Annotated in this window: 25 protein-coding genes and 1 pseudogene; 16 read left to right on the top strand and 10 right to left on the bottom strand. The window is 66.4% G+C overall.

The window, feature by feature from the left end:
* The 4 genes from fhuB to N7333_RS14950 form a co-directional block, all read right to left on the bottom strand.
* A partial coding sequence (gene fhuB, locus N7333_RS14965) for a Fe(3+)-hydroxamate ABC transporter permease FhuB (RefSeq protein WP_279859042.1) occupies positions 1 to 1,721 on the bottom strand: 1,721 nt, incomplete at its 3' end.
* 2 nt (positions 1,722 to 1,723) lie between these two features.
* Positions 1,724 to 2,491, bottom strand: coding sequence for an ABC transporter ATP-binding protein (locus N7333_RS14960; protein ID WP_129482987.1), 768 nt, complete (start codon positions 2,489 to 2,491; stop codon positions 1,724 to 1,726).
* Positions 2,485 to 3,231: a siderophore ferric iron reductase gene (locus N7333_RS14955; protein ID WP_129482988.1), complete on the bottom strand. Its 747-nt coding sequence runs from the start codon at positions 3,229 to 3,231 to the stop codon at positions 2,485 to 2,487. The genes N7333_RS14960 and N7333_RS14955 overlap by 7 nt, the downstream gene beginning before the upstream one ends.
* A gap of 90 nt (positions 3,232 to 3,321) precedes the next feature.
* Positions 3,322 to 4,482 (bottom strand): MFS transporter, encoded by a 1,161-nt coding sequence (locus N7333_RS14950; RefSeq protein ID WP_129482989.1) that lies wholly within the window; start codon positions 4,480 to 4,482, stop codon positions 3,322 to 3,324.
* Between the two features lie 143 nt (positions 4,483 to 4,625).
* Between N7333_RS14950 and N7333_RS14945 the strand changes: the two genes are divergently transcribed.
* The 5 genes from N7333_RS14945 (at position 4,626) to N7333_RS14925 (ending at position 8,649) form a co-directional block, all read left to right on the top strand.
* Positions 4,626 to 5,423, top strand: coding sequence for a hydroxymethylpyrimidine/phosphomethylpyrimidine kinase (locus N7333_RS14945; protein ID WP_012019701.1), 798 nt, complete (start codon positions 4,626 to 4,628; stop codon positions 5,421 to 5,423).
* Complete coding sequence (gene thiE / locus N7333_RS14940; RefSeq protein ID WP_129482990.1) at positions 5,420 to 6,049, top strand: thiamine phosphate synthase; 630 nt, start codon at positions 5,420 to 5,422, stop codon at positions 6,047 to 6,049. The genes N7333_RS14945 and thiE overlap by 4 nt, the downstream gene beginning before the upstream one ends.
* 22 nt (positions 6,050 to 6,071) lie before the next feature.
* Entirely contained in the window at positions 6,072 to 7,361 is a 1,290-nt protein-coding gene (gene hemL, locus N7333_RS14935; RefSeq protein WP_012019703.1) for a glutamate-1-semialdehyde 2,1-aminomutase, read from the top strand.
* Positions 7,361 to 7,993, top strand: coding sequence for a hypothetical protein (locus N7333_RS14930; RefSeq protein ID WP_003240241.1), 633 nt, complete (start codon positions 7,361 to 7,363; stop codon positions 7,991 to 7,993). Before hemL ends, N7333_RS14930 begins: the two co-directional genes overlap by 1 nt.
* Before the next feature lie 107 nt (positions 7,994 to 8,100).
* A complete protein-coding gene (locus tag N7333_RS14925) occupies positions 8,101 to 8,649 on the top strand; it encodes a tetratricopeptide repeat protein (RefSeq protein WP_003240239.1) in 549 nt (182 codons plus the stop codon).
* A gap of 72 nt (positions 8,650 to 8,721) precedes the next feature.
* Here the strand turns inward: N7333_RS14925 and N7333_RS14920 are convergent, their stop codons facing one another.
* Complete coding sequence (locus N7333_RS14920; RefSeq protein ID WP_003240237.1) at positions 8,722 to 9,045, bottom strand: DUF1820 family protein; 324 nt, start codon at positions 9,043 to 9,045, stop codon at positions 8,722 to 8,724.
* Positions 9,046 to 9,233: 188 nt separating this feature from the next.
* On the opposite strand from N7333_RS14920, the gene miaB reads away from it, so the two are divergent.
* The 5 genes from miaB (at position 9,234) to lnt (ending at position 14,614) form a co-directional block, all read left to right on the top strand.
* The gene (gene miaB, locus N7333_RS14915; RefSeq protein WP_003240235.1) at positions 9,234 to 10,577 is read left to right on the top strand and encodes a tRNA (N6-isopentenyl adenosine(37)-C2)-methylthiotransferase MiaB; all 1,344 of its coding nucleotides are present in this window, start codon (positions 9,234 to 9,236) and stop codon (positions 10,575 to 10,577) included.
* 86 nt (positions 10,578 to 10,663) lie between these two features.
* Entirely contained in the window at positions 10,664 to 11,656 is a 993-nt protein-coding gene (locus N7333_RS14910) for a PhoH family protein (RefSeq protein WP_003240233.1), read from the top strand.
* The gene (ybeY, locus tag N7333_RS14905; protein ID WP_003240231.1) at positions 11,649 to 12,104 is read left to right on the top strand and encodes an rRNA maturation RNase YbeY; all 456 of its coding nucleotides are present in this window, start codon (positions 11,649 to 11,651) and stop codon (positions 12,102 to 12,104) included. The genes N7333_RS14910 and ybeY overlap by 8 nt, the downstream gene beginning before the upstream one ends.
* Before the next feature lie 31 nt (positions 12,105 to 12,135).
* Positions 12,136 to 12,975 (top strand): HlyC/CorC family transporter, encoded by an 840-nt coding sequence (locus tag N7333_RS14900; protein WP_012019708.1) that lies wholly within the window; start codon positions 12,136 to 12,138, stop codon positions 12,973 to 12,975.
* A gap of 115 nt (positions 12,976 to 13,090) precedes the next feature.
* Entirely contained in the window at positions 13,091 to 14,614 is a 1,524-nt protein-coding gene (gene lnt, locus N7333_RS14895) for an apolipoprotein N-acyltransferase (protein ID WP_129482991.1), read from the top strand.
* 161 nt (positions 14,615 to 14,775) lie between these two features.
* Here lnt and N7333_RS14890 read toward each other — a convergent pair whose 3' ends face one another.
* A complete protein-coding gene (locus N7333_RS14890) occupies positions 14,776 to 15,546 on the bottom strand; it encodes an ElyC/SanA/YdcF family protein (RefSeq protein WP_129482992.1) in 771 nt (256 codons plus the stop codon).
* 23 nt (positions 15,547 to 15,569) lie between these two features.
* Positions 15,570 to 15,998 (bottom strand): hypothetical protein, encoded by a 429-nt coding sequence (locus tag N7333_RS14885; protein ID WP_003240222.1) that lies wholly within the window; start codon positions 15,996 to 15,998, stop codon positions 15,570 to 15,572.
* Positions 15,999 to 16,176: 178 nt separating this feature from the next.
* Between N7333_RS14885 and leuS the strand changes: the two genes are divergently transcribed.
* The 6 genes and pseudogenes from leuS (at position 16,177) to lipA (ending at position 23,388) form a co-directional block, all read left to right on the top strand.
* Positions 16,177 to 18,789: a leucine--tRNA ligase gene (gene leuS / locus N7333_RS14880; protein WP_129482993.1), complete on the top strand. Its 2,613-nt coding sequence runs from the start codon at positions 16,177 to 16,179 to the stop codon at positions 18,787 to 18,789.
* Between the two features lie 54 nt (positions 18,790 to 18,843).
* On the top strand, positions 18,844 to 19,455 hold the full coding sequence (gene lptE, locus N7333_RS14875; protein WP_129482994.1) for an LPS assembly lipoprotein LptE: 612 nt from the start codon (positions 18,844 to 18,846) through the stop codon (positions 19,453 to 19,455).
* 55 nt (positions 19,456 to 19,510) lie between these two features.
* Positions 19,511 to 20,542 carry a DNA polymerase III subunit delta gene (gene holA, locus N7333_RS14870; protein WP_096825554.1) on the top strand — a complete coding sequence of 344 codons (1,032 nt, stop codon included), beginning with the start codon at positions 19,511 to 19,513 and terminating at the stop codon, positions 20,540 to 20,542.
* A 145-nt stretch (positions 20,543 to 20,687) separates the two neighbouring features.
* Positions 20,688 to 20,825, top strand: a pseudogene (arfA, locus tag N7333_RS14865) (alternative ribosome rescue factor ArfA); the annotation flags it as partial.
* 90 nt (positions 20,826 to 20,915) lie between these two features.
* Entirely contained in the window at positions 20,916 to 22,172 is a 1,257-nt protein-coding gene (locus tag N7333_RS14860; protein ID WP_096825553.1) for a lytic murein transglycosylase, read from the top strand.
* A gap of 163 nt (positions 22,173 to 22,335) precedes the next feature.
* On the top strand, positions 22,336 to 23,388 hold the full coding sequence (gene lipA / locus N7333_RS14855; protein ID WP_003240209.1) for a lipoyl synthase: 1,053 nt from the start codon (positions 22,336 to 22,338) through the stop codon (positions 23,386 to 23,388).
* Positions 23,389 to 23,565: 177 nt separating this feature from the next.
* Here lipA and lipB read toward each other — a convergent pair whose 3' ends face one another.
* From lipB to N7333_RS14840, 3 genes are all read right to left on the bottom strand, one after another.
* On the bottom strand, positions 23,566 to 24,183 hold the full coding sequence (gene lipB, locus N7333_RS14850; protein ID WP_129482995.1) for a lipoyl(octanoyl) transferase LipB: 618 nt from the start codon (positions 24,181 to 24,183) through the stop codon (positions 23,566 to 23,568).
* A 5-nt stretch (positions 24,184 to 24,188) separates the two neighbouring features.
* Complete coding sequence (locus N7333_RS14845; protein WP_003240204.1) at positions 24,189 to 24,467, bottom strand: DUF493 domain-containing protein; 279 nt, start codon at positions 24,465 to 24,467, stop codon at positions 24,189 to 24,191.
* Positions 24,468 to 24,531: 64 nt separating this feature from the next.
* Positions 24,532 to 25,692 (bottom strand): D-alanyl-D-alanine carboxypeptidase family protein, encoded by a 1,161-nt coding sequence (locus tag N7333_RS14840; RefSeq protein ID WP_003240203.1) that lies wholly within the window; start codon positions 25,690 to 25,692, stop codon positions 24,532 to 24,534.
* Between the last annotated feature and the right edge of the window lie 81 nt (positions 25,693 to 25,773).

Genomic DNA, 25,773 nt, shown 5'->3' with positions numbered 1-25,773 from the left:
CAGAGCAGCGCCACCAGCACCAGCAGCGCCAGGCGCAGTCGCGGCACGTCGAGGCCGCGGCTGGCGGCCACGCCATCGCCGATGCCGATCAAGGTCAGCGCGCGCTGGAACAGCAGCGCCAGCGCGCCGAGCAGCAGCACGCCCAGCGTCAGCCATAGCGCCTGCGCCGGCGTGGCGCGGTAGGTGGAGCCGGCCAGCCAGCCCAGCAGCGCGAACGAATCGCCCGTGCCCTTGGCCAGCACGAACTGCAAGGCGGCGTTGAGCAGCGCGCCGAGGGAAATGCCCAGCAGCGCCATCAGCGCCGGCGAATAATGGTGACGGCGGCCCAGCAGCATCAACAGCGCCAGAACGGCGAGACAGCCGACGAAGGCCGCCAGCGGCGCGACGGCACCGAGCAAGGCGCCACCGAACCAGGTCAGCGCCAGCATCACCGCCAGCGTGGCGCCGGCCGACAGGCCGAGGATGTCCGGGCTAGCCAGGGGGTTGCGCAGCAGGCGCTGCAGCAGCAGACCGGAAATCGCCAACCCGGCGCCCGCCGAAGCGGCGGTGAGCACGCGCGGCCAGCGCAGCGACCAGACCAGCGCCGAAGGCCATTGCAGACGCCAGCCATCGAGGCCGCGCGCCAGGCACAGGGCGAGCACCGGGGCCAGCACAGCCAGCAGCCCGAGCCACAAGGCGCCGCGCCAGCCAAAACGTTCGGCGCCGGCCGGCAAGCGCAGGCCGTGCGGATCCTCTGCCGCCAGGTGCCGACGCGCCAGCCACAACAGCACCGGTGCGCCGATCAGCGCAGCCGCCGCGCCGCTGGGCACCAGCTGGCCGCTGAGCTGGTTGGCCAGCAGCGCCAGGGCATCGGTGGCCAGCAGCAGCAAGGCGCCGAGCAGCACGCTGTAACTCAGCTCGTCGCGTGCCGTGCGGGCGCCCAGCATCTTCGCCAGATTGGGCGTGAGCAGGCCGATGAAGCCGATCAGGCCAACCGCGGTGATCGACACCGCGCACAGCCACAGCGCCGCCAGAAACAGCACCAGCATCACCGGCCACAGCGCCAGGCCGCGGCCCTGAGCGGCGTCGCTACCCAGCTGCAGCAGGCTCAACGGCCGCGGCGCGAGGATCAGCAGCGGCACGGCCAGCAGCAGCTTGGGCCACAGCCACTGCACCCAGTGCCAGTCGATCTGCGCCAGGTCCCCCGCGCCCCAGACGAACAAGCCCTGGGTGTACTGGTTGTTGATCAGCACCAACCCGGCAGCCAGCGCGCCGAGCAGCAGGTTCATGGCCATGCCGCCGAGCACCAGCGGCAGGCCGCCGATGCCGCTGCGCCCGGCGATCAGCAGTACCAGGCCGACCGCCAGCAGCGCTCCGCCGAGCGCCGCCCACTGACCATGGCTGGCGGCGAAGGCCGGCATCAGCAAGGTGGCCAGGACCAGGCCGAGCCAGGCCCCGGACGAGGCGCCAATGGTCATGGGGGAAACCAGGCGATTCTGCGTGATCTGCTGCAACAGGCTGCCGGACAGCCCCAGTGCAGCGCCCACCAGCAAGGCCATGCTCAGTCGCGGCAACGCCGACAGCTGCAGTTGCAGGCGCTCGAAACTCTGCTCCGCAGCGCCGAGCATGGTCCCGAGTTCGAACGGGTCGAGGTCGGCCGCCAGCCACAGGTGCAGCAGCGCCAGGGGCAGCAACGCAAGCAGCGTCAGGACATGGCGTGACGGCGCCGAAACTGCCGCCATGCTCAGGCCACCACGGCGATCTTGCGCGCGCTGCCGGGCTGCTCGATCAGCTGGATGTCGATGTCGTAAAGCTGGCTGAGCAGCGGCCCGCTGAGCAGTTCGTCCGGGCTGCCATCGAAGAAGATGCGCCCCTGCTTGAGGGCAATCACCCGGTCGGCATGTCGCGCGGTGAGGTTGATGTCATGCAGGATGGCAACGATACCGCGCCCGCTGTCGCGGTTGAGCTGGCGCAGCAGGCCCATCAGCTCGTACTGGTGCGCCAGATCCAGCGCCGAGGTCGGCTCGTCGAGCAGCAGCAGCGGCGATTGCTGGGCCAGCAGCATGGCGATCCAGGCGCGCTGACGCTCGCCGCCGGACAGGCTGTCGGCCAGATGATCGGCGTAATGGGCTACATCGGTCTGCGCCAGCGCCTGATCGACGGCGGCGTGGTCGTCGGCACGCCAGCGACCAAGCAGCCCGCGCCAGGGAAAACGCCCCAGACGCACCAGCTCACGCACGGTCAGGCCGGCCACGTCGGGCAGATGCTGCGGCAGAAAGGCCACGCGGCGGGCGAAGTCACGCGCGGAGAAGCGCGCCAGCGGCTGCTCGTCCAGCGCCAGCGTGCCGCGCGTCGGCTGCAGCTGCCGCGCCAGCAGGTTCATCAGGGTCGACTTGCCCGAGCCGTTGTGGCCGAGGATCACGGTGAAGCGATCGCCCTGCAGCTGCAGCTCGTCCAGCGCCAGCGTCACCCGCTCGCCGCGGCGCACTTCGATATCGCGCAGCGTCAGCATGCCAGGGCCAGCTCCTCGCGCAGGCGCAGCAGGCGCTCGTCACGCCGCAGCTTCGGGCAGGTGCTGCACAGCTCGCCGTCGCCGCGGCGAAAGTGCTGACAGCAGGCCTTGCGCTCCAGGGTCAGGCAGTCGCGACCATCGTCCAGCCGCACTTCGAGCAGCTCACTGGCGCCGCGCAGGCCCAACGCGTCCAGCCAGTGCGCGGCCAGGGTGCGCAGCTGCTGGTTGCCCAGGTTCTGTTGACGCTGCACCAGCAGCAGGGCTGCCAGCACGTAGTCGGCCGCCAGGCGCTGGGCCAGCTTGCCGTGAATGTTCTGCACCTGGCAGAACTCGGCGTGCTGGCGCCGCAGCCAATCGTCCAGCTGGCGCGCGGCCAGGCCGATCAGCTGGTCTTGCGCCGCCTGTTGCACGGAGTGCTCGGCCAGGCAGAAACCCGATACCACACCGCCCTCAACGCACTGCCCGAGGCTCGACAGGCAGGGCGCACGCTGCGCCAGGTGCACGCCGAGCAGTGTCAGGTAGATGGGTTGCCAGACCAGATAGGTCCAGCTGCGCACCGTCCAGTAATGCGGCCCGGCCTCGGGATGCGCCTGACGCCAGTGCTGATAGAGCGTGGCGATACGCTGGGCATTGCCCTCGCTGCCGCACACCAGCAGGTCAGCGCCGGCTGCACCGATCCGTCCCTGCAGCCCGGGCAGGCTGCGGGAAATGACATCGAGCAGATGGTGGAGGTCTTGCATCGCGGCGAACCCGGACGACGGCGGCAGTGCGGAGGGCGAATTTAATCACCGAAACGCATCTGCATCAAATTATCATTCGCCATTCAAGACTCAGGCCGTGCGCGGTTTGCGCACCAGTAGCGGGAACAGCGCGGCCGTCGCCAGCAGGCCGGCAGCGCCGACCCAGAACGGCATGGCCTGGCCGTAATGACTGACCAGCAGGCCCGCGCCGTAGGCCGAGCCCATGTTGCCCAGGCACTGGAAGATATTGATCTTGCTGAAGTCCACTGCGTAGTGCTCAGGCGAACTGAGCTCGAACAGCAGCGCGTCGAGACGCACGGTGACCTGATACAGCGCCCAGCCGAACAGCACGCGGCCAAGCAGGATCAGCCACTGATCGCCGAAGCCCTGGATGAAGGTGGCCGCCGCGCCCAGCAGCAATCCGGCGAGAATGCCGTCACGGGTGTTGCCCTGCCTGGTCGCGCGGCGCCCCCACCACAGCGCCACCACGGCCACCGCGCCGGGCAGCGCATAGACGAAGCCGGCGGCCATCTCGCTGTTCCAGTGCGCCACCTGCTGCCAGTACACCGCGAAGAACGGCCGCGTCACGTAACCGACGAAGTAGAACAGCAGCATTACCAGGCACAGGCGGTAGATGGCCGGCAGGCTGCGCGCCTCGTTCTTCACCGGCGCCTCGTCGCTGGCCGGCTGCTCACCCGGCGCCGGCAGGTAGCCGCGCACCAGATGCATGCAGATGGCCATCTGGATGAAGTCGCCGGCGGCCATCACCAGGAACACGTCGCCGATGTTCATCACCTGCAGGATCAGCCCGCCCAGCGCGGCGCCGAGAATGGCGCCGAAGTGCACCACCACCGACAGCGTGCCGATGGTCTGGGTGTGGTTGTCCTGCTGCTGCAGGCTCATCACGTAGGGATACATCAGCAGGTAGCTGCCCTTGAACACCACCATCAGCAGCGACACCACCCAGAACAGCGGCAGCGAATCGATGAAATAGCAGGCAGCGGTGAGGCTACCGGCCATCAGCTGCGCGCTGATCAGGATGCGCACCGGGTGCACGCGCTTGGCCAGACGCGCCCAGAGCGGGAACACCGCCATCACCACGAAGCTGACCACCGCCAGATACAGGCCGACGTGCTGCTCCGGCGGATTGTCGAAGCGCTCGGCGAAGTACTGCGGATAGAAGGGAATGATCAGGTTGTCGGTGATCACCGCCAGAGCGGTCATCATGATCAGGCAGGTACGCAGCGTCATCGGAGGCAGTCGGGCAAGGCGGCAGGGCCGCGCATGATGCCATCGACAAGCCCGCAAATGCCAATACGGACGAGAATCAGAACGGCTAGCAGCCTGCATGACATGCAGCGGCCGACAGGCGGTTAGTGATAAGCTCGCGCACCATGAAAACGCCAAACTCCCGCCCCGTAGTGCTGTGCATGTCCGGTCACGACCCCAGCGGTGGTGCCGGCCTGCAGGCCGATATCGAAGCCCTGCTGGCGCAGGGCTGTCACGCCGCCCCGACGGTAACCGCGCTGACCGTGCAGGACACCGTCAACGTCTCCGACTTCCGCGTGCTCGACCGCGACTGGGTGCTGGCCCAGGCCCGCGCCGTGATCGCCGACATGCCGGTGGCCGCCGTCAAGCTGGGCATGCTCGGCTCGGTGGAGATGGTCGAGACCGTGCTCGAGGTGATGAGCCAGCTGCCGGGCGTACCGCTGGTCTGCGACCCGGTACTGCGCGCCGGTGGCGGCGGCTCGCTGGGCAAGGACGACGTCGGCTATGCCATGCGCGAGCGCCTGTTCGCCGTGTCCACCATCGCCACGCCGAACCTGCCGGAAGCGCGCATCCTCGCCGAACTGCCGCAAGGCAGCGCCGACGAGTGCGCCGAGAAGCTGCTGCCTTTTATAGAACACCTGCTGATCACCGGCGGCCACGGTGACGAAGCCGAAGTGCACAACCGCCTGTACTGCCGTGACGGCAGCCGCCACACCTTCACCTGCGCGCGCCTGCCCGGCAGCTACCACGGCTCCGGCTGCACCTTGGCCAGCACCCTGGCCGGTCGCCTGGCCCTGGGCGAGGAACTGGTCAGCGCCGTGAAAAGTGCCTTGGACTACACCTGGCGCACCCTGCGCGACGCCGAGCAACCCGGCCACGGCCAGTACGTGCCGCGCCGTCTGCCGCTGGACTTCGCCCAATGACTGCGGCGCTGCGCGGCCTTTACGCCATCACCGACACTCCCCTGCTGGCCGACGGCAAGCTGCTGCCCTATGCCGAAGCGGCGCTGATCGGTGGCGCGCGCCTGCTGCAGTACCGCGACAAGTCGGGCGATGCCGTGCGTCGCCTCGATGAAGCCCAGGCACTGGCCGAACTGTGCCAGCGCCATGGCGCCACGCTGATCATCAACGATGATCTGGAGCTGGCCGCGCACTTGGGCGTCGGCCTGCACCTGGGCCAGACCGACGGCTCGCTGGCCGCCGCTCGCGCTCGCCTCGGCGCAGAAGTCGTGATCGGCGGTACCTGCCACGCCCAGCTGGAGCTGGCCGAGTGCGCCGTCGCCGAAGGCGCCAGCTATATCGCCTTCGGCCGCTTCTTCAACTCCAACACCAAGCCCGGCGCCCCGGCCGCCACCGTGGAGCTGCTGGATCAGGCGCGCGCGCGCTTTGCCCAGCCCATCGTCGCCATCGGCGGCGTGACCCTGGACAACGCCCCCGGCCTGATCGCCCGCGGCGCCAGCATGGTGGCCGTGATCCACGCCCTGTTTGCCGCGGACTCCGCCCTCGAGGTGCAAGACCGCGCCCGCGCCTTCGCCGCGCTGTTCGATTGACCCTTTTCAGAGAGAACCTGCCATGTCCCGCTCCGAAATCCTCTTCGCCAATGCCCAGAAGCACATCCCCGGCGGCGTCAACTCGCCGGTGCGCGCCTTCCGCAGCGTCGGCGGCACGCCGCTGTTCTTCAAGCACGCCGAAGGCGCCTACGTGGTGGATGAAGACGACAAGCGCTACGTCGACTACGTCGGTTCCTGGGGCCCGATGATCCTTGGCCATAGCCACCCGGACGTGCTCGACTCGGTGCGGCGCCAGCTGCAGCACGGCCTGTCCTACGGCGCGCCGACCGCGCTGGAAACCGAGATGGCCGAATTGGTATGCAGCCTGGTGCCGTCGATGGAGATGGTGCGCATGGTCAGCTCCGGCACCGAGGCGACCATGAGCGCCATCCGCCTGGCCCGCGGCTACACCGGCCGCGACAGCATCATCAAGTTCGAGGGCTGCTACCACGGCCACTCCGACAGCCTGCTGGTCAAGGCCGGCTCCGGTGCCCTGACCCAGGGCGTGCCGAACTCCGCGGGCGTGCCGGCAGCCTTCGCCAAGCACACCCTGACCCTGCCGTTCAACGACATCGACGCCGTGGCAGAATGCCTGGCGCAGGTGGGTAAGGAAGTCGCCTGCATCATCGTCGAGCCGGTAGCCGGCAACATGAACTGCGTGCCGCCGGCGCCGGGCTTCCTCGAAGGCCTGCGCGAGCAGTGCGACAAGCACGGCGTGGTGCTTATCTTCGACGAAGTGATGACCGGTTTTCGCGTCGCCCTTGGCGGCGCCCAAGCGCACTACGGCGTCACTCCGGACCTGACCACCTTTGGCAAGATCATCGGCGGCGGCATGCCGGTGGGCTGCTTCGGCGGCAAGCGCGCGATCATGGAGTGCATCGCCCCGCTCGGCCCGGTGTACCAGGCCGGTACCCTGTCGGGTAACCCGCTGGCCATGGCCGCCGGCCTGACCACGCTGAAGCTGATCAGCCGTCCGGGCTTCCACACCGAGCTGAGCGACTACACCACGCGCATGCTCGACGGTCTGCAGCAGCGCGCCGATGCCGCCGGCATCCCCTTCGTCACCACCCAGGCGGGCGCCATGTTCGGCCTGTATTTCAGCGGCGCCGACGACATCGTCACCTTCGCCGACGTGATGGCCAGCGACAGCGCGCGCTTCAACCGCTTCTTCCACCTGATGCTGGAAGGTGGCGTGTACCTGGCGCCGAGCGCCTTCGAAGCGGGCTTCACCTCCATCGCCCATGGCGACAAGGAGCTGGAGATCACCTTCGCCGCAGCCGAGCGCGCCTTCGCCGAGCTGAAAAAAGCCTGATGCAATACAGCACCGCCTTCAGTGATGCATTGCTGGCCCTGGCCTGCGCCGTCTGCGTCGTATGGATCGGCCGGGCGCGCGGGCGCTACGGCGAGGGCGATCAGCCGGCGCTGTTCTGCGCCCTGCTCGGCTTCCTGCTGCCGGCTGCGGCGGCCGGCGTCGGCGTGATTCGTTACGGCTTCGACCCGAGCTGGCAGGCCGCGCACCTGTGGCTCTCCCAGGCCAGCAGCTTTCTCGGCCTGCCGCTGCTCGGCGCCGCGGCGTTGGCGCTGGGTCGCGGCTGGGTCTGGAGCCGGCCGAACTGGGGGCGCATCGTCCTCGGCCTGTGCGCCTTCTTCGAGCTGTTCCGGCAGATGGGCTATCTGGAGGATTACCGCCTGGCGCTGAACCTGGCCAGCCTGGCGCTGATTCTCTACGCCGGTGCCGTGCAGTGGCCACGGCGCGCACCGCTGCTGGTGGCCGGCGCAGTGGTCGGCCTGTTTCTGGCAGCCGGGATGGCGGTCGGCACCCAGGGGTTCATCGGCCCGCTCAGGCGCATCGACCTGTTTCACGGCCTGCTGACGCCGGCCTATCCGCTGCTGGCCTGGCTGCTGCTGCATCTGCCGGGGAGTCCAGGCGAGCAGGCCGGGTAAAGGTTTTGTAAGAAGCGGGCGGTTTACTCCATAATGCGACGGCCGGCACGATTTTGCGCCGGCCGGGCATGCCACCCGCTCCGAACCGCCGAGGTCCCGTTATCCAGATGAACCGCACCGGCCGCACCCTCTCCCTGGGCTGCCTGTTGCTTTTCCTCCCGCTGTTTGCACTGGCAGGCGGCAATTCCCTGCTGATTCCCGCAACCGGCAGCTGCGCCCTGACGGGCACCCCCGAAGACATGCCCGACGCCTTGGCCACCTGCCAGGAAATGGCCCGCGGCGGCAACGTCCAGGCGGCCTTCGAACTCGGCGAGTACTACTACGACGGCAAACGCACCCCGCGCGACCTCAAGCAGGCGCTGACCTGGTTCGAGCGCGCCTCGCTGCAGGGGCACGCCGAAGCGCAACTGCGCCTGGGCACCATGTTCTTTCGGGGCGAAGGCGTACCGGCCAACAACGTGCAGGCCTATATCGTCTTGAAGATGGCATCGGTCAATGGCTCGGACGAAGCCATGGACAGCGCCGACCTGGTGTCGGCGCAGATGCGTCGCGATGAACTGGAAATCGCCAGCCAGGTGCTGGGGCAGATCTTCCGCAGCTACCTGCTGGAGCTGCAGACCGTCGAAGGTCGTTCACCCTTCTCGCCCTTGCCCTGACCCGTAGGGTGCGCCGTGCGCACCACTGACGTGGAAAAGCTGGTGCGCGCGGCGCACCCTACGATTCTGCGCTCACTTGTCCGGCATCGGCATGGGGAACGGCATGACGTTGCCGCCGCCCTTGGCCTCGCTGATCTTCGCCGTGCCCAGGCGCTCCACCTCGTCGATGCGGATGATCGCGTGCATCGGCACGAAGCTGCGTACCACGCCCTCGAACTGCGCCTTGAGCTTCTCCTCGCTGGGGTCGACCACCAGCTGGTTGCGCTCGCCGAAGACGAACTCCTCCACCTCCAGAAAGCCCCACAGATCGCTCTGGTAGATCTGCTTGGCATACATCTCGTACACCTGGCCCTGGTTCTGGAAAATCACCTTGTAGATGGGGTCACGCTTGCTCATGAAGACTCGAAGTCAGGAAAAACGGGGCGCGCAGGATAGCACAGCAGGCGGATCGGAATGCCCTGCGCGCGTGGCGAAAGCCCGTGACACCCGCAGATATCGCGCCAGGCTCGCACCTGTGCCGGTAGCTTGATGCTCGACGCTCCCCTATAATGCGCGGTCATTTTTTAACCACCTCAGACAGTGCCATGACCAAGAAGCTCTATATCGAAACCCACGGTTGCCAGATGAACGAGTACGACAGCTCGCGCATGGTCGACCTGCTGGGCGAGCATCAGGCTCTGGAGGTCACGGAAAAACCCGAAGAAGCCGACGTGATCCTGCTCAATACCTGCTCGATCCGCGAAAAGGCCCAGGATAAGGTGTTCTCCCAGCTCGGCCGCTGGCGCGAGCTGAAGCAGGCCAACCCGGATCTGGTGATCGGCGTCGGTGGCTGCGTGGCCAGCCAGGAAGGCGCGGCGATTCGCGACCGCGCGCCCTATGTCGACGTGGTATTCGGCCCGCAGACCCTGCACCGCCTGCCGGAGATGATCGACGCCGCACGCACCACCAAGACCGCCCAGGTGGACATCAGCTTCCCCGAGATCGAGAAATTCGACCGCCTGCCCGAGCCGCGCGTCGATGGTCCCAGCGCCTTCGTCTCGGTAATGGAAGGCTGCAGCAAGTACTGCACCTTCTGCGTGGTGCCCTACACCCGTGGCGAGGAAGTCAGCCGCCCGCTGGCCGACGTACTGCTGGAAATCACCCAACTCACCGACAAGGGCGTCAAGGAAGTCACCCTGCTCGGACAGAACGTCAACGGCTATCGCGGTGCGACGCCGGACGGTCGCATCGCCGACTTCGCCGAGCTGCTGCATGCGGTGGCGGCCCTCGACGGCATCGAGCGCATCCGCTACACCACCAGCCACCCGCTGGAGTTCTCCGACGCCATCATCGCCGCCCACGCCGAGATCCCGCAGCTGGTGAAGTACCTGCACCTGCCGGTGCAATCCGGCTCGGATCGCATCCTCGCGGCGATGAAGCGCAACCACACCGCCCTGGAATACAAGTCGCGCATCCGCAAGCTGCGCGCCGCCGTGCCGGACATTCTGATCAGCTCGGACTTCATCGTCGGCTTCCCCGGCGAGACCGAGAAGGACTTCGAGCAGACCATGAAGCTGATCGAGGACGTCGGCTTCGACTTTTCCTTCTCCTTCATCTACAGCTCGCGCCCCGGCACGCCGGCCGCCGACCTGGTCGACGACACCCCGGATGAAGTGAAGAAGCAGCGCCTGGCCATCCTCCAGCACCGCATCAACCAGTACGGTTTCGAGAACAGCCGACGCATGGTCGGCACGGTGCAGCGCATCCTGGTCAGCGACTACTCGAAGAAGGACCCGGGCATGCTCCAGGGCCGCACCGAGCAGAACCGCATCGTCAATTTCCGCTGCGACAATCCGCGCCTGATCGGCCAGTTCGTCGATGTGCACATCGACGACGCCCTGCCCCATTCGCTGCGCGGCACCCTGCTCGATGCCAGCACCCTCAACTAAAGCCACGGCCGCTCACGCTTTGCGTTGTGGGCGGCCGGCGTTATGCTCCAGTTATCCCTCAGCCAAGTGACGGCCACAACACAACCTTGAACGCTCCCCTAGAACCCCATCGCTTCACCCTCGAACCTTTCGAGGCCCGCCGTTTCGCCAACCTCTGCGGCCAGTTCGACGAGCACCTGCGCCTGATCGAAGAACGTCTCGGTCTGGAAATCCGCAACCGTGGCAACCAGTTCGAACTGGTCGGCGCCAGCGACAAGGCCATCGCCGCCGAGTCCCTGCTGCGCAAGCTGTACCGCGAAACCAAAGCCACCGAGCTGTCACCCGACCTAGTGCACCTGTACCTGCAGGAATCCGGCGTCGAAGAGCTGGCCAACCCCAGCAATGCGCCGCAGGTGACGCTGCGCACCAAGAAGGGGGTGATCAAGCCGCGCGGTCCCAATCAGCAGCGCTACGTCAAGGCCATCCTCGACAACGACATCAACTTCGGCATCGGCCCGGCCGGCACCGGCAAGACCTACCTGGCGGTGGCCTGCGCGGTGGACGCGCTGGAGCGCGAGCAGGTAAGACGCATCCTGCTGGTACGCCCGGCGGTGGAAGCCGGCGAAAAGCTGGGCTTCCTGCCCGGCGATCTGGCGCAGAAGATCGACCCCTACCTGCGCCCGCTGTACGACGCGCTCTACGAAATGCTCGGCTTCGATTACGTGGCCAAGCTGATCGAGAAGCAGGTGATCGAGGTTGCGCCGCTGGCCTATATGCGTGGCCGCACCCTTAACAACAGCTTCATCATTCTCGACGAGAGTCAGAACACCACCGTCGAGCAGATGAAGATGTTCCTCACCCGTATCGGTTTCGGCTCCACCGCGGTGATCACCGGCGACATTACCCAGGTCGACCTGCCGCGCGGCACCAAGAGCGGCCTGACCCACGTGATCGACGTGCTGCGCGAGGTGCCGGGCATCAGCTTCACCCACTTCAAGCCCAAGGACGTGGTGCGCCACCCGCTGGTGCAGCGCATCGTCGAAGCCTACGAGCGCCACGATGCACGCCTGCACGGCAAGGTCGAGGACGGCAATGCTTGAGCTGGACCTGCAGCTGGCCAGCGATGGCCAGCACCCGGACGAGGCACAACTGCGCCGCTGGTGCGAACTGGCCCTGCGCCAGCGCACGGCCGATTCCGAGCTGACCATCCGCCTGGTCGACGAGGAAGAAGGCCGCGAGCTGAACCGCACCTGGCGGCACAAGGACTACGCCACCAACGTCCTGTCCTTCCCTGCCGAAATTCCCGATGGAATTCTCGATATCCCATTACTGGGCGATCTGGTGATCTGCGTGCCGGTGCTCGAGCGCGAAGCGGCCGAGCAGGGCAAGACCCTGGAGGCGCACTGGGCGCACCTGGTGATTCACGGCTGCCTGCACCTGCTTGGCTATGACCATATCGAGGAAGACGAAGCCCTCGAGATGGAAGAACTGGAACGACAATTGCTCGCCGAACTGGGTCACCCCGACCCGTATGCGGGCGACGAATGATTCTCCTGATAAGGACCCCGAGTAAAACGCCATGAGCGAAGACCGATCGAGCAACGAGCAGAAGTCCTGGTTCAACAAACTGACCCAGGCTTTTGCTCATGAGCCGAGAAACCGCCAGGAACTGCTGGAAGTCCTGCGCGAAGCCCACCAGAACAAGCTGCTCGACAGCGAGGCGCTGGCCATCGTCGAGGGTGCCATCCAGGTCGCCGACCTGCAGGTACGCGACATCATGGTGCCGCGCTCGCAGATGATCAGCATCAAGGCCAGCCAGAGCCCGCGCGAGTTCCTGCCCGCCATCATCGACGCCGCCCACTCGCGCTATCCGGTGATCGGCGAAAGCCTCGACGACGTGATCGGCATCCTCCTGGCCAAGGATCTGCTGCCGCTGATCCTGCAGGGCGAGCAGGCCAGCTTCAACATCAAGGACCTGCTGCGCCCGGCCACCTTTGTGCCCGAGTCCAAGCGTCTCAACGTGCTGCTGCGCGAGTTCCGCGCCAACCACAATCACATGGCCGTGGTGATCGACGAGTACGGCGGCGTCGCCGGACTGGTGACCATTGAGGACGTGCTCGAACAGATCGTCGGCGACATCGAGGACGAGCACGACGTCGAGGAAGACGGCTATATCAAGCCGCTGCCGTCCGGCGACTACCTGATCAAGGCACTGACGCCCATCGACAGTTTCAACGAGACCTTCGACAGCGAATTCTCCGACGACGAGTACGACACCGTCGGCGGCCTGGTGATGAACGCCTTCGGCCATCTGCCCAAGCGCAACGAGGTCACCGAGATCGGCGAGTTCCGCTTCCGCGTGCTCAACGCCGACAGCCGCCGCATCCACCTGCTGCGCCTGACCCCGGTCAGCCGCTGACGGCCGGCATCCGGGGAGGGCTGAAGTGCCTCCCCGGATTGCATCCGGGCTACGACTTGCCGCCTGCCACTGCCTGCCCCTACCCTTGCGCCACCCCGATCCCAAGGATTTGCCCATGCTGCAATGGATGACCCGCCCGGGCTGGCCCGGCCATCTGCTCGCCTGCGCCGCCGGCGCCCTGACTACCCTGGCGCTCGCCCCCTTCGACCTGTGGCCGCTGGCAGTGCTGTCCATCGCCCTGTTCTATCTCGGCCTGCGCGAACTGCGCCCGGGCCATGCGGCGCTGCGTGGCTGGAGCTACGGCTTCGGCCTGTTCGCCGCGGGCACCAGCTGGGTCTATGTGAGCATTCACGACTATGGCGCGGCCTCGCCGGCGCTGGCCGGCTTGCTCACCCTGGGCTTCGTCGCCGGCCTTGGCCTGTTCTTCGCCCTGACCGCAGCGCTGTGGGCGCGCTGGATACGCCGCAGCGAAGCGCCGCTGGCCGACGCCCTGGCGTTCGCCGCGCTGTGGGTCGCCCAGGAAGTGTTTCGCGGTTGGTTCCTCACCGGTTTTCCCTGGCTCTACACCGGCTACAGCCAGCTGCAAGGCCCGCTGAGCGGCCTGGTACCCATCGGTGGCGTATGGCTGGCGTCCTTCCTGATCGCCCTGTCGGCCGCGCTGATCGTCAATCTCGAGCGCCTGCGCCCGCACAAGCCGCGCTACCTGTGCGCCCTGCTTCTGCTGCTGGCGCCCTGGCTCGCCGGCCTGGCGCTGCAGGGCCAGAGCTGGACGCGCCCGGCAGGCGACAGCCTGAAGGTGGCCCTGGTGCAGGGCAACGTCGAGCAGAACCTGAAATGGGACCCGGCCCAGCTCAATGCCCAGCTGGCGCTGTATCGCGACCTCAGCTTCAGTGCCGAGCGGGTCGACCTGCTGGTCTGGCCGGAGACCGCCATTCCGGTGCTCAAGGATCTGGCCCAAGGCTATATCGGCGTGATGGACCGCTTCGCCCGTGACCGCAACAGCGCGCTGATCACCGGCGTGCCGGTGCGGCAGTCCAACGAGCGTGGCGAACTGCGTTACTACAACGCCATCACCAGCTTCGGCGAAGGCCAGGGCACCTACCTCAAGCAGAAGCTGGTGCCCTTCGGCGAATACGTGCCGCTGCAGGAGGTGCTGCGCGGGCTGATCGCCTTCTTCGACCTGCCGATGTCCGACTTCGCCCGCGGTCCGGCCGATCAGCCGCCGCTGCTGGCCAAGGGTTACCGGGTGGCGCCGTTCATCTGCTACGAGGTGGTCTATCCGGAGTTTGCCGCGGCGCTGGCGGCAGACAGCGACATCCTCCTGACGGTGAGCAACGACGCCTGGTTCGGCACCTCCATCGGCCCACTGCAGCATCTGCAGATGGCGCAGATGCGTGCGCTGGAGGCGGGTCGCTGGATGATCCGCGCCACCAACAACGGCATGACCGTGGTGATCGATCCGCAGGGCAGGATCCAGGCTGCGCTGCCGCAGTTCGAGCAAGGCGTGCTCTATGGCGAAGTGCTGCCGATGCAGGGGCTCACGCCCTACCTGCAATGGCGCATCTGGCCGCTGGCGATTCTCTGCGCCCTGCTGCTGGGCTGGGCGCTGCTGGCCAGCCGCATGGCCAAGACGCTTTAGCCGCTACGCCGCCTGCAGTTCGTAGGGCGCGCCGTGCGCACCGGAGGAACGCACTTTCGTTTCAGGGTGTGGATTGGCCTGGAGCGCTGGTGCGCACGGCGCGCCCTACTTCCTGCCGCACGGATCGCCGCGGCTCCTTCTTACAGCTTGTGGCTTATCGCTTAACGCTGCCCATAGACCAGAGGATAAAACCACAGGCCCAGCGCCTCGTTGAGCAGCTGGCTGTTCTGCCAGATGGCCCGAGACTCCGGTAGCCAGCCTCCCAGCGGACGCTCGTAGCCCTTGCTGAGAAAGCCCATGGGCGCCGTGATCACCTCGAAGCCGGCCTGTTCGAAACACCAGCGAGCCCGCGGCATATGCCAGGCCTGGGTCACCAGTACCACGCGCCGCACCCCCTGCGCCTGCAGCAGCTCGGCGCTCAGTTGGGCATTTTCCCAGGTGGTGCGGCTCTGCTCCTCCCGCCAGCGGATCTCCAGGCCGTAGTCGCGCTGCATCACATCGGCCATCAGCGCCGCCTCGCTGGGCGGCTGACCGTAGTGCAGGCCGCCCGTGGCAGCCAGCGGCAAACCGGAAGCTCGCGCCAGTCGCGCGGCGTAACGCAGACGCTCCAGCGCCATCAGGCCCGGCTGATCGACAAGGCCCCAGCCCGGATCACCCTGCTCGCGCCCCGCGCCCAGAATCACGATGGCATCGGCGCGCTGCGCCAGACTCGGCCACTGCGCTTCGGCCAGCGCCGGCTCGCGCTCCAGCTGCCGCGCGCTCCACTCCACCACGGCCGGAAGGCTCATCAGCCACAGGCCGCCCACCCCCGCCACGAAGCAGGCGGTCGCCAGACAGGGAAAGCGCCGGCGCAGCCACCAGGCGAACAGGATGAGCAGCAGAAACAAGCCGGGCGGCATCAGCAGCTGTTTGAGGATGAAGCGAATCGGCATGGGCACCTCCAGGGCGCCCAAGCCTAACGAGGATTGCCGCTACGGAACAACTTGGAACCACAGGCCTGACAGGCCTGGGCATTCTGGCCCCGTTGCCAGGTCACCGGCGTGCCGCACAGGGCGCAGCACAATGCCTGGCGCCGCTTGAGCAAGGGCTTGGCCTTGGCCACGGGGCGGGCAGCGGCGCCCTTGCCCACGCGCACGGGCTGACGCTGGATCAGCGCCAGCTCCTCGGCCGCCGCATGCCAGCCACGCAGCCAGTGCAGGTCACGGTTGAGGTAAGCGCGGATCAGCTCCAGCTCGGCCGGACTCAGGCCGTCCAGCTCCAGCTCGCGCAAGGGCTCGGCATGCAGCCGGCTGGCCGTGTCGGCTTCCTCGAGCGCCAGGGCGAGCCGCTGCAGCAGCCGCTCGTACAGCCCCCCGCCTCGTTCCAATTGCCGCGCATCAGCCATCCAACACCTCGCAAGGCCCGAGATTCGCGGCCCTTGAGTAAAGCTTAGCGAAGGCCCCGCAAGCAGCCGGATGCCGCGACAAACGGCGTGCGCGCCGCAATCTGGGTTTCCCTCGGCAGACGGCGCTCATGTATGCTACGACGTTTTCCGCAAGCCCCATTCCTTCAGCGCCAGAGCCATGCACGAACAGTACTCGCCCCGTGAAATAGAAGCCGCCGCGCAGTCCCACTGGGACGCGCAGAAATCCTTCGTCGTCAGCGAACAGCCCGGCAAGGACACCTTCTACTGCCTGTCGATGTTCCCCTACCCCAGCGGCAAGCTACACATGGGGCACGTGCGCAACTACACCATCGGTGACGTGATCGCGCGCTACCAGCGCATGCAGGGCAAGAACGTGCTGCAGCCGATGGGCTGGGACGCTTTCGGCATGCCGGCGGAAAACGCCGCGATGAAGAACCAGGTGGCGCCGGCCAAGTGGACCTACGAGAACATCGCCTACATGAAGTCCCAGCTCAAATCGCTGGGCCTGGCCATCGACTGGACGCGCGAAGTCACCACCTGCAAGCCGGACTACTACCGCTGGGAACAGTGGCTGTTCACCCGCCTGTTCGAGAAGGGCGTGATCTACCGCAAGAACGGCACCGTCAACTGGGATCCGGTGGACCAGACCGTACTGGCCAACGAGCAGGTCATCGACGGCCGCGGCTGGCGTTCGGGTGCGCTGATCGAGAAGCGCGAAATCCCGATGTACTACTTCAAGATCACCGCTTACGCCGATGAGCTGCTGAGCAGCCTGGACGAGCTGGATGGCTGGCCCGAGCAGGTCAAGACCATGCAGCGCAACTGGATCGGCAAGAGCTTCGGTGCCGACATCGTGTTCGACTACGACGTCGCCAGCATCGGCATCGATGGTCAGCTGAAGGTCTACTCCACTCGCCCCGACACTCTGATGGGCGCCACCTACGTCGCCGTGGCCGCCGAACACCCGCTGGCCCAGCGCGCTGCCGAATCCAATCCGGCCATCGCCGCCTTTATCGCCGAGTGCAAGGCCGGCTCCGTGGCCGAGGCCGACATGGCCACCATGGAGAAGAAGGGCCTGGCCACCGGCCAGTTCGTCATTCATCCGCTGACCGGGGACAAGCTGCCGGTATTCGTCGCCAACTACGTGCTGTGGGGCTACGGTGAAGGCGCGGTGATGGCCGTGCCAGCGCATGACGAGCGCGACTTCGAGTTCGCGGGCAAGTACGACCTGCCGATCAAGCAGGTCTACACCGGCGAAGGCAAGGACTATGACGCCAGCACCTGGCAGGACTGGTACGGAGACAAGGCCGGCCTGACCACCATCAACTCCGGCAAGTACGACGGTCTGGATTTCAGCGCCGCCTTCGACGCCATCGTCGGTGATCTGGAAGCCAGTGCGCACGGCGCGCGCAAGACCCAGTTCCGTCTGCGCGACTGGGGCATCAGCCGCCAGCGTTACTGGGGCTGCCCGATCCCCATCATCCACTGCGACAGCTGCGGCGATGTACCGGTGCCGGAAGACCAGCTGCCGGTGGTGCTGCCCGAAGACGTGGTGCCGGATGGCGCAGGCAGCCCGCTGGCGAAGATGCCCGAGTTCTACGAGTGCAGCTGCCCGAAATGCGGCGCCCCGGCCAAGCGCGAAACCGACACCATGGACACCTTCGTGGAGTCGTCCTGGTACTTCGCCCGCTACGCCAGCCCGAACTACGAAGGCGGCATGGTCGACCCGCAAGCGGCCAACCACTGGCTGCCGGTGGATCAGTACATCGGCGGCATCGAGCACGCCATCCTCCACCTGCTCTACGCGCGCTTCTTCCACAAGCTGATGCGCGACGAGGGCCTGGTGTCTTCGAATGAGCCGTTCAAGAACCTGCTGACCCAGGGCATGGTGGTCGCCGAGACCTACTACCGCACCCTGGAAAACGGCGGCAAGGACTGGTTCAACCCAGCCGACGTGGAAGTCGAGCGTGACGCCAAGGCCAAGGTCATCGGCGCCAAGCTCAAGAGCGACGGCCTGCCGGTGGAAATCGGCGGCACCGAGAAGATGTCCAAGTCGAAGAACAACGGCGTCGACCCGCAGGACATGATCGATGCGTACGGCGCCGACACCTGCCGCCTGTTCATGATGTTCGCCTCGCCGCCCGATCAGAGCTGCGAATGGTCGGATGCCGGCGTCGAGGGCGCCAACCGCTTCCTGCGTCGCGTCTGGCGCCTGGCCCACGGCCATGTCAGCGCCGGTCTGCCTGGCAAGCTGGACATCACCAGCCTCAGCGACGAGCAGAAGGCCGTGCGCCGCGCCATTCACCTGGCGATCAAGCAGGCCAGCAACGATATCGGCCAGCATCACAAATTCAACACCGCCGTCGCCCAGGTGATGACGCTGATGAACGTGCTGGAAAAGGCCGCCACCGCAACCGAACAGGACCGCGCACTGGTGCACGAAGGTCTGGAGATCGTCACCCTGCTGCTGGCACCGATCACCCCGCACATCAGTCACGAGCTGTGGCAGCGCCTGGGTCACGCCGATGCGGTGATCGATGCGCAGTGGCCGCAGGTCGATGAATCCGCCCTGGTGCAGGACAGCCTGACCCTGGTGGTACAGGTCAACGGCAAGCTGCGCGGGCAGATCGAAGTTCCGGCCAGCGCCTCCCGCGAGGATGTCGAAGCCGCCGCCCGCGCCAACGAGAACGTGCTGCGCTTCACCGAGGGCCTGAGCATTCGCAAGGTCATTGTGGTGCCAGGCAAGCTGGTCAACATAGTCGCCAACTGATTAAGCTCGGCGCCACCGCGACGTGGCGCCGCGATCCGCCAAGGGGATATGAGAATGATGAAACGGAATCTGCTGGTCATCGGCCTGGCCGCCCTGCTCAGCGCCTGTGGTTTCCAGCTGCGTGGCACCGGCGACGTACAGTTCGCCCTCAAGGAGCTCGATGTCAGCGCGCGTAACGCCTATGGCGAAACCGTGAAGGAACTGCGTGACGTGCTGGAAAACAACGGCGTTCGCGTTCACGCCGGCGCCCCCTACAAGCTGGTGCTGAGCAACGAGTCGGAGAATCGTCGCAGCGCGAGTTACAACAGCGGCGCCCGTACCGCCGAGTACGAGCTGAACATGGCTCTGGACTACGAACTCCGTGGTGCACGCGACCTGCTGCTGACCAACGACCGCGTCGAGGTCCAGAACTACTACCAGCAGGATGACAACAACCTGACCGGCTCGGATCAGGAAGCCGCTCAGCTGCGCAACGAGCTACGCCGCGAGCTGATCCAGCAACTGGCACTGCGCCTGCAGCAGATCACGCCTGCACAGCTGGACCAGTTGCAGCAGACCGCCGAAGCCCGCGCCAGGGCAGAAGCCGAAGCGCTGGAGGCTGCCCGCAGCGCCCGCGAAGCTCAGGTCGCTCCGCAGCAGTCGCCGATCGAACTGCCGTCCCGCTAAAAGTCCAAGGGCCGCAGCCGCGGCCCGACGCCTCCGTCCAGATGACCTCACCTCGATGAAGCTTGCCCCCGCGCAACTCGGCAAACACCTGCAAGGCGCGCTTGCCCCTGTCTACGCCATCAGCGGGGACGAGCCACTGCTCTGCCAGGAAGCCGCCGACGCCGTTCGCAACGCCTGCCGCCAGCAGGGCTTCAGCGAACGTCAGGTGTTTAACGCCGAAGCCAACTTCGACTGGGGCAACCTGCTGCAGGCCGGCGCCAGCCTTTCGCTGTTCGCCGAAAAACGCCTGCTGGAACTGCGCCTGCCCTCCGGCAAGCCGGGCGACAAGGGCACGGCTGCCCTGCTCGAATACCTGGGCCGGCCGCCCGAGGACACCGTTCTGCTGCTCAGCCTGCCCAAGCTCGACGGCAGCACGCAGAAATCCAAATGGGCCAAGGCCCTGATCGACGGCCAGGTGAGCCAGTTCATCCAGATCTGGCCGGTGGACGCCAACCAGCTGCCGCAATGGATTCGCCAGCGCCTGGCCCAGGCCGGCCTGAGCGCCAGCGCCGATGCGGTGGAAATGATCGCCGCACGCGTCGAAGGCAACCTGCTGGCCGCCGCCCAGGAAGTGGAAAAGCTCAAGCTGCTCGCCGAAGGCAACCAGGTGGATGCGGAGACCGTGCAAGCCGCCGTGGCCGACAGCGCCCGCTTCGACGTGTTCGGCCTGATCGACTGCGCCCTGGCCGGCGACGCGGCGCATGCCCTGCGCGTCCTCGAAGGGCTGCGCGGCGAGGGCGTGGAAACGCCGGTGATCCTCTGGGCTCTGGCGCGCGAGATTCGTCTGCTGGCTGGCATCGCCCACCAGCAGAGCCAGGGCATCCCGCTGGACAAGGCCTTCGCCAGCGCCCGCCCTCCCGTCTGGGACAAACGCCGCCCGCTGGTTTCCAAAGCCCTGCAACGCCACAGCAGCAAACGCTGGGGCCAGTTGCTGCAGCAGGCGCAGCTGATTGACGCGCAGATCAAGGGCCAGGCGCCCGGTGATCCCTGGAGCGATCTGGCACTGCTGACCCTGCAACTGGCCGGTCAACGCCTGCGCCTCGCGTAGGGCGCCGCGGGGCCGCCCAGGTCGTGCGCAGCCAATGGCGGTAATCCCGGTACGCACCGCAGCCTCCACAATCTGGACATTTTCCGTACAGCGGCGCATAGTCCGCGCGCCTGCGCTGGAAACAGGCCCTACCGAGGAACCCCGCATGAGCAAGAAAGCCGCAAAGCGGCCGAACAAGGCCAAATCCATCATCGCCCAGCCACTGTTTCGTTCCCGCCAGGAACGACCGCAGAAAGGCAAAGGCAGCTACCGCCGCGAAGCCTCCCACAACTGGGAGGCTTCTTGCTTTATGGGGTATGTCGGCGCACTGATGGCCCTGCCTGCAGCCCGGTCATGCTAAGGTAGCAGCCTGCTTAAACGCCCTGAGATAGACATGCCACCCCAGTTTCCACGTCGCACCCTGGCCCTGCTTCCTCTATTGCTGTTGGCAGCCTGCGCCCAAGCCCCAGCAGAAAGTCTTCCGCCAGCCGCACCGGTTGCCGCACCGCAGGTCACCGCCGAGAAACCTGCCCCCAGCTTTGCCGATTGGCGCCAGGCGCTGCGCAGCGAGGCAGTGGCTGCCGGAATCGATGCCGCCCTGTTCGACCGCGTCTTCGCCGGCATCACGCCTGACCCGAGCGTCATCAAGGCCGACAGCAGCCAACCGGAATTTACTCGCCCGGTATGGGAGTACCTCGATGGCGCCGTCTCGGCCAGCCGAATAGGCCGTGGACGCGTGCTGCTGGCCCAGCACAATGCAGTGCTGCAGCGCATTGAGCAGCGCTACGGCGTCGAGGCGCCGGTACTGGTGGCGATCTGGGGTCTGGAGAGCAACTTCGGCAACAACATCGGCGGCCACAGCGTGATTCGCTCGCTGTCCACCCTGGCCTTCGAAGGCCGCCGCCAGGCCTTCTGGCGCACCCAGTTGCTGGCCGCCCTGCAGATACTGCAGAACGGCGACATCAGCAGCGAGCGCATGATCGGCTCCTGGGCCGGAGCCATGGGCCAGACCCAGTTCATGCCCACCACCTACAACCAGCACGCCGTGGATTTCGATGGCGACGGCAAGCGCGACCTGTGGAACTCCTCGAGCGATGCCCTGGCCTCGGCCGCCCATTATCTGCAGGCGTCCGGCTGGCAGCGCGGCCAGCCCTGGGGCTTCGAGGTTCGTCTGCCGAACGGTTTCGACTACGCCCTGGCCGACCCCGAGCAGCGCCGCACATTGGCCGAATGGGCCGAGCTCGGCGTACGGCCACTGGCACCGACAGGGGCGGCGGCAAGCTCCCGAGCCAGCCTGCAGTTGCCTGCCGGCCATCGCGGTCCGGCCTTCCTGCTGCTGGACAACTTCCGCAGCATCCTCAAGTACAACAACTCCACCTCCTATGCGCTGGCCATCGGTCTGCTCGCCGACAACCTGCTGCGCCCCAGCGAGGTGCAGGGCCAATGGCCGCGTGACGAACGTCAGCTGGGCCGCAGCGAACGCATCGAACTGCAGGAGCTGCTGGCACAGAAGGGTTTCGACCCCGGCCCGGCCGACGGCATCATCGGCGCCAATACACGCAAGGCCATCCGCGCCCTGCAGCTGCAGCTGAACTGGCCGGCCGACGGCTATCCCAACACGCAACTGCTGCAACAGCTGCGCGGCCGCTGACGCCAACGCCGCTGGCGTGGCCGCCCCGGCAGGCGGCCACCAGCCTCTCGCCAAGCTACTTGTCGACAAGCGGCCCCGGCGTCTGCATACACCTTCTGTGGTAGACTGGCGGGCGGCCAAAAGCCACCTGCCCACGGAGCCTCTACCGGAGCCCAGATTTCCGATGTCCGATACCTCCTCGCCCAAACCCGTCGCCAGCGGCGAAAAATTCCGCACCGCCCAAGGCATCACCGCGATCAAGGATGGTCAGAAGCGCCGTGCCTCGGCCGAGCCCCAGGTCTTCGAGCCCAAGCCCAAATGGCTGCGGGTCAAGGCACCGGGCGGCAGCCGTTTCGAGGCGGTCAAGCGCAACGTCGGCGAGCACCGCCTGAGCACCGTGTGCCAGGAATCGCATTGCCCGAACATGGGCGAGTGCTGGTCCAACGGCACCGCGACCATCATGCTGATGGGCTCGGTGTGCACCCGCGCCTGCCGCTTCTGCGCGGTGGACACCGGCAACCCCAATGGCTGGCTGGATCTGGAAGAGCCGCAGAACACCGCCAAGTCGGTGGAACTGATGGCCCTGCGTTATATCGTGCTGACCTCGGTGGACCGCGACGACCTGGAAGACGGCGGCGCCAGCCACTACGCAGCCTGCGTGCGGGCGATCAAGGAGAACACCCCGCAGGTGGTGGTCGAAGCCCTGACCCCGGATTTCGATGGCGACCATCAGGCCATCGAACGCGTGGTGGACTCGGGCTTGGAGGTGTTCGCGCAGAACGTCGAGACGGTCAAGCGTCTGACCCATGTGGTACGCGACCCGCGCGCCGGCTACGAGAAGACCCTCAAGGTGCTCGAGCACGCCAAGAAGCACCGTCCGCAGGTGCTGACCAAGACCAGCCTGATGCTCGGCCTGGGCGAAACCGATGAGGAAATCCTGGAAACCATGGATGACCTGCGTGCCATCGGCGTGGACATCCTCACCCTCGGCCAGTACCTGCAACCCACGCGCAACCACCTGAAGGTACAGCGCTGGGTCAGCCCCGAAGAGTTTAACCGCCTGCGTGACATCGGCCTGGAGAAGGGCTTCATGGAAGTCGCCGCCGGCCCGCTGGTCCGTTCCAGCTACCGCGCCGACCGCGTGTTCGAGAAGAACAACCTGGGCCTGGCCGCCCCGGTTCCAGTGCCCGGCCAGGAGGTCGACGCCAGCCTGATTCCGGCGCTGAACCTGAACTGAGCCTGCTCTTCACGACAAACGAAAAAGGGACGCCGAGGCGTCCCTTTTTCGTTTCTGACAACACTAAACTCGGTAGCCTCATTGGTGCGCGCAGCGCACCCTACGCATGGCGGATCACCGTCCGTAGGGTGCGCCGTGCGCACCGCGAAATCGCTGATATCCCTGGGCGGCCCGCCCCTATGCGTAGCCCAGACGGGCGCGCAGCGCCTGCTCCAGCCGTTGCGACACCTCGTCGAACGCTGGCGGCGATGGCAGCAGATCGCGCATCTGCACCATCTTCAGCCCCGCGTAGCCGCAGGGATTGATGCGCTGGAAAGGCGACATGTCCATATCGACGTTCAGCGCCAGGCCATGGAAGGAGCAGCCACGGCTGACACGCAGGCCCAGCGAGGCGATCTTGTCGCCTGCCACGTACACCCCTGGCGCGTCGGCCTTGGGCGCCGCCTCGATGCCATAGCTGGCAAGCAGGTCGACCAGACTCTGCTCCATGGCGGTGACCAGTTCGCGCACGCCGAGATCGAGGCGGCGCAGATCGAGCATCAGGTAGGCCACCAGCTGGCCGGGACCGTGATAGGTCACCTGGCCGCCGCGCTCGACCTGCACCACCGGAATGTCGCCCGGCGCCAGCAGGTGTTCGGCCTTGCCGGCCTGGCCCTGGGTGAACACCTTGGGATGCTGCAGCAGCCAGATCTCGTCCGCCGTCCGCTCGTCACGCTCGCGCGTCAACTGGCGCATGCTTTCCAGGGTGGGCTGATACTCGACCAGCCCCAGATGGCGGACAACGAGCTCGGGCACGGCTATCACAGCACCATGTGCACGCGGCCGGTGGCACGCAGATCGACGTGAATGGCCTGCAACTGCTCGACGCTGGTGGCGGTGATCAGCACCTGCACCGAGAGGAAGTTGCCGTTGCGGCTGTCACGCATCACCAGGGTCGAGGCATCCAGGTCCGGCGCGTGACGCTGGATCACTTCGATCACCAGGTCGGAGAAACCTTCGCCAGCGGTGCCGATCACCTTGATCGGGTAACGCTCGCAGGGAAATTCGATTTTGGGCGGTTGGACGTCGCTATCGGTCATGGCATCAGCGGGCTCAAAGCCCGTCCAGAAGAGGGCCGCCCCGGGTTGGAGCGGCCAGGTTTGATCAGTTGAACAGGCCGAAGAAGAACAGTCGGATGCTGTCCCACAGACGGCGCAGCAGACCGCCCTCTTCGACCGCCTCGAGGGCCACCAGGTCGGTGCTGCGCACCACCTCCTCGCCCAGCTTGACCTCGACCTTGCCGATCACGTCGCCCTGCTGGATCGGCGCGATCAGACGCGGATTGAGGCTCATGCTCGCCTGCAGCTTCTCCAGCTGGCCCTTGGGCAGGGTCATGGTCAGGTCCTCGGCCAGGCCGGCCTTGACCTGATGCGTGGTGCCCTTCCAGACAGTAGCCTGCGCCAGCTCGGTGCCCTTCTTGTAGAAGGTGCGGCTTTCGAAGAAGCGGAAGCCGTAGGTCAGGAGCTTCTGTACCTCGGCGGCGCGGGCCTGCTCGCTGACGGTGCCGAACACGGCGGCGATCAGGCGCTGGCCGTCACGCACGGCAGAGGCCACCAGGCAGTAACCGGCTTCTTCGGTGTGGCCGGTCTTGAGGCCATCGACCGTACTGTCACGCCACAGCAGCAGGTTGCGGTTCGGCTGCTTGATGCCGTTCCAGAGGAATTCCTTCTGCTTGTAGATATCGTAGTGAGCCGGGTCCTCGTAGATGATCGCGCGGGCCAGCTTGGCCATGTCGTGCGCCGAGGAGTAATGCTCCGGGTCCGGCCAGCCGGTGGAGTTCATGAAGTGGGTGTTGCTCATGCCGAGACGCTGGGCATGGGTGTTCATCATGTCGGCGAAGGCGTCCTCGCTACCGGCGATGTGCTCGGCGATGGCGATGCTGGCGTCGTTGCCCGACTGGATGATGATGCCGTGCAGCAGATCGTCCACCGAGACTTCCTTGCCCACCTCGATGAACATCTTCGAGCCGCCCTTGCGCCAGGCCTTCTCGCTGACGCGGACCATGTCGCTTTCCTTGATCTGGCCGCGGTTGATCTCCAGGGTGGCGATATAGGCGGTCATCAGCTTGGTCAGGCTGGCCGGCGGCAGGCGCTGGTCACCGTTGCTCTCCACCAGGACCTGGCCGCTGGCGGCATCCATCAGCACGTAGGAAGTCGCGGCCAGTTGCGGGGGAGCGGGAACCACTTGCTGGCTGGACCAGGCGAGCGGTGCGGTCAGCAGGCCCAGGAAGAGGAAGGCACGTTGCGCGAAGCTGGTGATGTTCATCCGTCTCTCGAAAATGTGTTGCTTGGGTTGTAAACGCGACCCCGAAGGATCATCTGGCGGCTCGCCACGAGCGAGCCACGG

This window comes from Pseudomonas sp. GD04158 (assembly GCF_029834875.1).
Taxonomy (GTDB): Bacteria; Pseudomonadota; Gammaproteobacteria; order Pseudomonadales; family Pseudomonadaceae; genus Aquipseudomonas; species Aquipseudomonas hydrolytica.
This window is presented reverse-complemented; position numbering and strand designations above follow the sequence as displayed.